Annotated in this window: 10 protein-coding genes, 1 tRNA gene and 1 rRNA gene; 10 read left to right on the top strand and 2 right to left on the bottom strand. The window is 28.7% G+C overall.

Going from position 1 to position 7,535, the window contains the following annotated elements; translation table 11 throughout:
• The 6 genes from rrf to JOC70_RS12475 all read left to right on the top strand — a co-directional run.
• Positions 1 to 93, top strand: a 5S ribosomal RNA gene (gene rrf / locus JOC70_RS12500); the annotation flags it as partial.
• Between the two features lie 8 nt (positions 94 to 101).
• Positions 102 to 176, top strand: a tRNA-Asn gene (locus JOC70_RS12495).
• A 183-nt stretch (positions 177 to 359) separates the two neighbouring features.
• Entirely contained in the window at positions 360 to 1,436 is a 1,077-nt protein-coding gene (locus tag JOC70_RS12490) for a DUF4097 family beta strand repeat-containing protein (RefSeq protein ID WP_204599207.1), read from the top strand.
• A gap of 1 nt (position 1,437) precedes the next feature.
• The gene (locus tag JOC70_RS12485) at positions 1,438 to 1,968 is read left to right on the top strand and encodes a sigma-70 family RNA polymerase sigma factor (RefSeq protein WP_204599206.1); all 531 of its coding nucleotides are present in this window, start codon (positions 1,438 to 1,440) and stop codon (positions 1,966 to 1,968) included.
• Positions 1,961 to 2,275, top strand: a complete 315-nt coding sequence (locus tag JOC70_RS12480; protein WP_204599205.1) for a hypothetical protein — start codon at positions 1,961 to 1,963, stop codon at positions 2,273 to 2,275. Before JOC70_RS12485 ends, JOC70_RS12480 begins: the two co-directional genes overlap by 8 nt.
• The gene (locus JOC70_RS12475; protein ID WP_204599204.1) at positions 2,272 to 2,775 is read left to right on the top strand and encodes a hypothetical protein; all 504 of its coding nucleotides are present in this window, start codon (positions 2,272 to 2,274) and stop codon (positions 2,773 to 2,775) included. The genes JOC70_RS12480 and JOC70_RS12475 overlap by 4 nt, the downstream gene beginning before the upstream one ends.
• Here the strand turns inward: JOC70_RS12475 and JOC70_RS12470 are convergent.
• Positions 2,772 to 3,626, bottom strand: a complete 855-nt coding sequence (locus tag JOC70_RS12470) for a ComEC/Rec2 family competence protein (RefSeq protein WP_204599203.1) — start codon at positions 3,624 to 3,626, stop codon at positions 2,772 to 2,774. The genes JOC70_RS12475 and JOC70_RS12470 overlap by 4 nt on opposite strands.
• 181 nt (positions 3,627 to 3,807) lie before the next feature.
• Between JOC70_RS12470 and JOC70_RS12465 the strand changes: the two genes are divergently transcribed.
• The gene (locus tag JOC70_RS12465; protein WP_204599202.1) at positions 3,808 to 4,536 is read left to right on the top strand and encodes a lysophospholipid acyltransferase family protein; all 729 of its coding nucleotides are present in this window, start codon (positions 3,808 to 3,810) and stop codon (positions 4,534 to 4,536) included.
• Here the strand turns inward: JOC70_RS12465 and JOC70_RS12460 are convergent.
• Positions 4,529 to 4,843 (bottom strand): hypothetical protein, encoded by a 315-nt coding sequence (locus JOC70_RS12460; protein ID WP_204599201.1) that lies wholly within the window; start codon positions 4,841 to 4,843, stop codon positions 4,529 to 4,531. The genes JOC70_RS12465 and JOC70_RS12460 overlap by 8 nt on opposite strands.
• 70 nt (positions 4,844 to 4,913) lie before the next feature.
• On the opposite strand from JOC70_RS12460, the gene JOC70_RS12455 reads away from it, so the two are divergent.
• The 3 genes from JOC70_RS12455 (at position 4,914) to JOC70_RS12445 (ending at position 7,518) form a co-directional block, all read left to right on the top strand.
• Positions 4,914 to 5,360: a hypothetical protein gene (locus tag JOC70_RS12455; protein ID WP_204599200.1), complete on the top strand. Its 447-nt coding sequence runs from the start codon at positions 4,914 to 4,916 to the stop codon at positions 5,358 to 5,360.
• A gap of 353 nt (positions 5,361 to 5,713) precedes the next feature.
• A complete protein-coding gene (locus tag JOC70_RS12450; RefSeq protein ID WP_423880677.1) occupies positions 5,714 to 6,529 on the top strand; it encodes an ABC transporter substrate-binding protein in 816 nt (271 codons plus the stop codon).
• Positions 6,530 to 6,720: 191 nt separating this feature from the next.
• Positions 6,721 to 7,518 (top strand): ABC transporter substrate-binding protein, encoded by a 798-nt coding sequence (locus tag JOC70_RS12445; RefSeq protein WP_204599198.1) that lies wholly within the window; start codon positions 6,721 to 6,723, stop codon positions 7,516 to 7,518.
• The last annotated feature ends 17 nt before the right edge of the window (positions 7,519 to 7,535 follow it).

The raw sequence follows: 7,535 nt of genomic DNA, 5'->3' as shown, positions 1-7,535 counted from the left end.
ACACCCGTACCCATTCCGAACACGAAGGTTAAGCTTCAAAGCGCCAATGGTACTGCCGGGGAGGCCCGGTGGGAGAGTAGGTCGTTGCCAGATAAGTTTATTCCGTGGTAGCTCAATGGCAGAGCATTCGGCTGTTAACCGAAGGGTTGGAGGTTCGAGCCCTCTCCACGGAGCCATTTTTATTTTTTGAATAAATGAATATGATATATTGAAGACTTACTTAACTGGAAGTCTTCATTTTTTTTGTGCTTAAAAAATAATATTTTTTAAGTTGTATTTTTTATAAAAAGTTTGTGGGATATATATATTACAATACGTCTATATTAATAAGAAGATAATTTTTGAAAGGTGGTAAAGATATGAAAAGAGTAGGAACTGTCACTTCTGCTCTAGGCTTTATATTTCTTGGAGTATGGCTTCTTGTTAGAAATGTAAATTTAGATTTAGCAGAGCAATTGATTAAGTGGTGGCCAATTTTAATAATATTATTTGGCTTAGAAATAATTTTTTTATTTAATAATAAGAAAGAAGGAGAAAGAATAGGATTTAACTTTTTAATGATTCCTTTAATTATAACCTTTATATTTGCTAATTTATATGTAAACATATTAAAGCCAATAGGAAAAAAGTTTAATATACTTGAAAATGGCCTTAATATTTCAGAAAATATATTTGATTTAGGAGACGGTAAAAATATTAAGGTAGATAAAACCTTAGATAAATTAGGAAATAAAATAGAATTTATTACAGATAATAGTGACCTGAAAATAAGAAAGTCTACCGATGATAAGATAAAACTTGATATATATGTCCATATAAAGAATGGAAGTAATATAAATAACTATGATATAAAAGAACAAAAGGTTTCTGATGGCTATAAGATAAATATAAATGAAAGCTATGTAAAAGGAATAAGTGGCGTTATATACATTCCAGACGGATATAATATAAAGTTCAAAAATGATAACATCAAATTAAATACAGAAGATGAACTTATGAATAGTGAAATTTATATAAGTGGAGATAATGGAACCTTTAATTTTAAAGGTCTTAAGTTATTAAAGATGGATATAGATAATCTCAATGTGAATGGTAGTGATATAAAATCTTCTATGATTAATGGAAATAATGGTAATGTAAACATTAAAGGAGATAAGGTAGAAGAGAGTACTATAGAAATGGATAATGGTAAAGTAAATATAGAAAATAAGTTATGCAAAAATATAAAAGTGATACTTGAAAGAGGAACAGTGAATGTAAAAACTATAGACCATAATATTCAGGCAAACTTAAATTTAAACAAGGGAAGAGTAAATCTTAATGGTGGAGGAAGAGTAAATTCAAGTATAGTGACTACATTAGGCAATGGGACAGGAAAGGTGGATATAAAGGTGGGTACAGGGACTATAAATGTATCTACTAGTCAGGAGTGGTAGAGTGAAGGAAGATGAGATTGTTAGAGCTCTTAAAGAAAATAATGAAGAAAGTTTTATAGAGTTGGTTGAACTTTATAAAAATAAGATAATATCTCTATGTTATAGCTACACTCAAGACTATGCAGAAGCAGAAGACATATCTCAAGAAGTTTTTATAAGCATATATAAAGGAATAAAAAACTTTAGAGAAGAAGCTTCATTATCCACATATATATATAAGATCACTGTATCAAGATGTTTAGATTATAAAAGGAGAAAAAATATAAAGGGATTTTTGACCGGGCTATTTCAAATAAATAAAGAAATGGAAAATAAATTTGATAAGGATGATAAAGATGCAGTAAGAGAAGCGGTATCCAATCTTCCAGAAGATTTAAGGATTTGTATAGTGCTTTATTATTTTATAGGCCTTACTCAAAAGGAAATAAGTAGTGTTTTAGATATATCTCCTAAAAATGTTGAAGGGCGAATATACAGGGGAAAGAAAAGGCTAAAGGCCTATTTAAAAGAAGGAGGATTTGAGTTTGAATAATGAGGAAAAGAATTTTGAAAAAATAATAAAGAATTCTTTTAATGAAGTAAAAGTTTCAAAGGATTATACTGAAAGACTTTTAAATAAGCTTTATGCAGATCATTCACCAAGTATTCATTTAGGAAAAAATATATCATCAGGATTAAGTTTTATATTTGCAGGGATTCTTATGCTTGTAATATATAACACGGATATAATGTCAGAAATTTTGGATATACAGCTTCAACTTAAGTTGAAGACAAATATAATACAATCTAACTATAAAGAAAATTTTATAAAAGATAATTTTGGGGAGGATATAAAATGAGAAGGAGTAGTGTGTTAACATTTTTGGCAGCTCTAATACCTGGAGTGGGCTATATGTATTTGGGACTTATGAAGAAGGGACTAGAAGCATTAGCTATATATTTGCTTATTGAACCGGTATTTGGGATAATAGGGCTAGGGCTTGCAGGAATATTGAAAATAATATTTTGGTTTTATACATTTATAGATACTTTTAATTTAGCAAATAGGATTGACCGAGGAGAAATTATTATGGATTCAAGTTTCATAATGGATAAATTTTCAAATAACAATGGAACAATATCTAATAATTTTCAAGCAAATAGTAAAAAGTTATGGAATGCTATAGGCATACTTTTTATAATTATAGGTATAATGGCTATACTTGATAAAACATTGGTAGGACTTGATATATATTATTATGTTAAATCAGTTATGAATAAGTTCTTAGTACCTATAATACTAGTATTATTTGGAGTATATATCCTTTTCAAAGGAAATAAACAAAACTTTAAGCATTAATATAACTTTGATATAGTTTTACCATTTGTAATAAGTACGACAGTTCCATCTATATCTGTTCTATAGATTTTTACATTAAGGTTTATAAGCTTTTTTAATATATCTTTAGAAGGATGATTGAACATGTTATGTTTCCCGCAGCTTATTACAGCAATTCTAGGGGAAACCTCTTTTAAAAATAATTCCGATGTGGAAGTATTGCTGCCATGGTGACCAACCTTTAGTACAGTAGATTTCACATCGGCTTTTTTATTTAAAATATCTAACTCACTTTCAAGTTCCGCGTCTCCCATAAATAGGAATGATACATCTCCATAACGGACTTTAAGTACGGCAGAATAATTATTTAAATTATCATAAGCACTTCTTATAGGAGAAAGCATTTCACAATGTACTTGATTTCCCAAATTAAAATTTACTTCATCCTTAGCTATTTTGATTTTTAAATTTTTAATCCTTAGGTAAATTACCATGTCTTTAAAGGAGTTTTCCTCAGTTACGGCTTTAGGAGCGTAGAAATTTTCTATTTTAAAATCTTTTATAATATATTTCATACTTCCTATATGGTCATCATGAGGATGAGTAGCTAATACATAATCAAATTTTTTTATGTTATTTTTTTTTAGATACTTTATTAAGTTATCACTTGACTCCAAGGTTCCTGAATCTATAAGCATATGATGATTATTAAAGGAAAGAAGTATAGAATCACCTTGACCAACATCTATAAAGTGTACTTTTAGTATATTGTCATTAACATTATTGTAGGTATTTATACTTGTACTGCATGAAGTTAAAAGTAAAGTAATTAATAGCAGTATAACTAGATTATATTTTTTAAAAGATTTCATTTGTAGGGCTCCTTACCATAGAATCTAAAGTATTAATAATGCCTCGTATTATTAATGATTATAACCAATAGGAGAAATATAATACTTTGTGTTATAATATAAAGTGAAGCTTAAATTATATGGAGCTACTAAGGTGGGTAGTCATGTGATAATTGCAATATTTACAGAGGAGTGAAATTACATGAAAAATTTATGGCTATATCTTCAATTTGGAGTATATATGGCAAGATTGTTATTGAAAAGGAATAGTTTAAAAAAAATAAAGAAGGAAAAAGGAGAAAAGGCAGCAGAAGAATTAGTATATAACTATGCTGTTAACTGGGCAAAATTTATAATTGATAAAGTAGGTATGAAAGTAAATATAAAGGGAATAGAAAACTTACCGGAAGGTAGTTGTTTATATGTAGGTAATCATCAAAGTCTTTTAGATATTCCATTAATACTTGCAGGAATAAAAAAGCCTATGGGATTCATTGCAAAAAAGGAGATGGAGAAACATACCATTATAAGTGATTGGATGAAGGAAATTCATTGCGTATTTATGGATAGAAGTAATGTAAGAGAGTCAATAAAGTCTATAAATGAAGGCATAGAAAACTTAAAAAACGGATACTCAATGGTTATATTTCCTGAAGGAACTAGAAGTAAGGGACCTTCATTAGGGGAATTTAAAAAAGGCAGTATGAAACTTGGAATAAAGGCAGAAGTTCCAATTGTACCAATAGCTATAGATGGAACTTATAAATGCATGGAGGGCAACCCTAAAAATAAAATAAAGAGTGCAGAGGTAAATTTAATAATAAACAAGCCTATAAATCCAAGCACTTTATCTCGTGAAGAACAAAACAATTTATCAGAAAAAATTAAAGAAATAATTAAAGAAAGCTTAGATAAAAATAAGCCTATTTAGAAAAAAACATTTCTTGAAGAACTTCTATATCCTTTTTAAGATTTTCATTTTTAAATTTATATTCTTTAATTTGTAGTATAAGTTTATTATCAGTTTCCTTTAAGGAATTTAACTCTGATAATAAACTTTTTTCCATAGCTTGTTTTTCTGCAATTAATGAATTGTAGCTAGCATTTATTAGTTCGCTTTTGTTTCTAAAAGTATTTATTTTATTTCCTATTTGCATTAAAGATTTTCTTATTAAATATTGAGCTTTTTGAAAAGAATTATAAATAACGTCTATAATTATATACAATCTTTTTTTCATTACAAATACCTCATTTCATGTTCATATATATATTTTATAGGAAAAATTATTATATACCAAGGGGAAAGTTATGAGTGAGAACAAATTAATAGAACATTTACGTAAAAAGAAAGAGAAATCCATTTTAAATAGTGAAAAAAATATAGAGAAGTATTTAAAGTCTATAAATGATTTGAAAGCTGATATATTAAAGAAAGAAACTGAGATGAGTAAACTTCAAAAAGAAAATGAAGAATTAGATAAGAGATATTTTAGATTAAAAGAAGTTATATTAAAGAATGGTTTAATATTTTCTATAGTAAATAAAAATTATAATGTAAAAGAGTGGGATAATCTTTATATAAAAACAAGGGAAAATTTTTTAGTTGTAACATTAAAGGATGGTACTGAACTTAAAACTATAGAAAGTTTTAAGAGTAAGTCTTTAAAAAGCCTTTTGAAGGGGCATCCATATAGCATAGTAGTAACTAGAATTGAAAGTAATTTAATCAAAGCAAAACTATATTTTAGCAAGTAATAAGCTGATATTAAAGTTATAAATATATCTAAGGATTAATTTAATATAAAAAATTGTTAAGCTCTCTATAGAAACTGTTTTGTGTAGAGAGTTTTTATTTATGCATGTATGTATAAATATTCATGATTTATCTGAAAAGTTTGAAAAAGCCACAAAAAATTAAATCTAGGATACTGTAAACATAAAGGTAAATGACTCCACTGGGGATAAAGGAATATGAGGCAAATAAATAAGTTATCTAACCAAAAAAAATATTTTTAAATTTTTAGAAAAGGTATTGCATAAATATGAATATAAATGTATAATCTTTATCATAAGAGGGCAATACAAATAAGGAGTTGGGGGCAATGAAAATTAAGAAAATTATAAGTCTTTTATGTACTATCGTTCTTGCAGGAGGTGTGCTTGCAGCATGCCAAAAAACTCAAAGTACTCAAGGGGCAAAGAGTGCTGAAAACTTAAATTCATTAGAAAGAGTTCAAAAGGCTGGAGTACTTACTATGGGACTTAATGACACATATCCGCCAATGGAGTTTAGAGATGAAAGTCAGAAATTAGTTGGCTTTGATATTGATTTAGGTCAAGAAATAGGAAAGAAGCTAGGCGTGAAAGTAGAAGTTAAAACAAATGATTGGAAGGGAATAATACTTTCATTAAAGTCTAAAAAGTTTGATATGATTCTTTCTTGTATGACTATAACAGATGCTAGAAAGCAGGAAATAAATTTCTCTGAGCCATATATAGTAGGTGGACAAAGAATAGTAGTTAAAAATGGAAATACTAGCATAAAAACTGCTGAAGACTTAAAAGGTAAGACAATAGGAGTTCAATTAGGAACTACTGGAGAAATGGCAGCAAATAAAATAGAAGGTATAAAAGAGCTTAAAAAATATGATGGAGTAACAGAGGCTTTTAACGACTTGACTGTAGGAAGAGTAGATGCAGTAATTGCAGATGGTCAGGTAGGCGGTTTTTACCTAAAGAAAAAGGGAGACGAACTAGTTATACTTGATGCTAAGCTTTCTCAGGAACCTGTAGGAATAGGTTTTAGAAAAGAAGATACTCACCTTAGAGATGCAGTACAGAAAGCATTAGATGAATTAAAAGCAGATGGAACAATGTCTAAGTTATCAGAAAAATGGTTTGGATTTGATATATATAAAAATTAGCAGACCCCTTTTATAATAATTATATAAGTTATCCCTGTGTTTCCAATGCACAGGGATAGCTACTGTAAAAAACTTTGTTAATAATGACTGTTTATTAAACAATTAATATTAACAAAGTTTTAAATATGTTGTAATATTAGAAATAATACATAAAATAAAAATTAAATAAAAATTAAAAAGGAGAGAATAAAATGAAAGCTAGAAAGATATTATCATTAGTTTTAAGTATGGTAGTGGCGGGAGCGATATTTGCTGGATGCGGAAAAACTGAAGAAAAGAAAGCAGCAAATGCATTGGAAACTGTCAAGACAGCAAAAAAACTTAGAATAGGACTTGAGGACACATATCCACCATTAGAGTTTAGAGATAGCAAAAACGAATTAGTTGGATTTGATATTGACTTATCAAAAGAAATAGCAAAAAAATTGGGCGTTGAAGCAGATTTTATTTTAACCGAATTTGGCGGCCTTACAATGGCACTTAATGCAGGGAAATTTGATGTGGGAATTTCAGCTATAAGTATTACAGAAAAAAGAGCACAGGAAGTTGATTTTTCCGAGCCATATGTTAAAGGTGGTCAGGTAATTGTAGTTAAAAAGGGTACTACAGATATAAAAAGTGTTAATGATTTAAAGGGTAAGGTTGTAGGCGCTCAGCTTGGAACAACTGGAGAAGAAGCGGCAAAAAAAGTTGAGGGAATCAAAGAAATAAAAACTTATGATAAAGCAACTCAACCATTCCACGATCTTGAAATAGGAAGACTTAGTGCAGTAGTTGTAGATGAGTTTGTTGGAAGATATTATTTATCAAAAGAAAAAGATAAATTTGAAGTAGCTGTTGTACTAGATCAAGAGCCAATTGGAATTGCATTTAAAAAGGGTGAAAAAGAATTACAAGAGGCAGTTCAAAAGGCTGTAAATGAACTTAAGGCAGATGGAACAATGTCTAAGTTATCAGAGAAGTGGTTTGGAGAAGATATATATAAATAACATTTTATTAGGGGGTC

The organism is Clostridium pascui (genome assembly GCF_016908015.1).
Classification (GTDB): Bacteria; Bacillota; Clostridia; order Clostridiales; family Clostridiaceae; genus Clostridium_AK; species Clostridium_AK pascui.
This window is presented reverse-complemented; position numbering and strand designations above follow the sequence as displayed.